Source organism: Paraburkholderia sp. SIMBA_054, from assembly GCF_046534875.1.
GTDB classification, from domain to species: domain Bacteria; phylum Pseudomonadota; class Gammaproteobacteria; order Burkholderiales; family Burkholderiaceae; genus Paraburkholderia; species Paraburkholderia hospita.
This window is the reverse complement of the sequence record NZ_JAWRXV010001580.1, coordinates 1-241: the sequence shown is the minus strand read 5'-3', so window position 1 is coordinate 241 and position 241 is coordinate 1. Positions and strand designations below refer to the sequence as shown.

The following is a 241-nucleotide window of genomic DNA, read 5'->3' as shown; positions in this document are numbered from 1 at the left end:
CCGATCGGTTTCGCTTCTGTACATGGACAGGCGCTTCGATCAGATTTTCGAGGATAGTCAGGTGCGACCACAGATTGAACGACTGAAATACCATCGTCGCCTGACCGCGCAGCCGCTGAACCTGTTTCACATCGACTGGTCGAGGCGCGCGTCCGGGCTGTTGGTCGAGCTTGTATGGCTCGCCGTGAATAGCTACGCTACCAGCATCCGGTACTTCCAGCATATTGATGCAGCGCAGCAG

Annotated in this window: 1 protein-coding gene; it reads left to right on the top strand. The window is 56.4% G+C overall.

The window, feature by feature from the left end; all coding sequences use genetic code 11:
• Positions 1–22 precede the first annotated feature (22 nt).
• A partial coding sequence (locus SB822_RS60375) for a hypothetical protein (RefSeq protein WP_410859553.1) occupies positions 23–241 on the top strand: 219 nt, incomplete at its 3' end.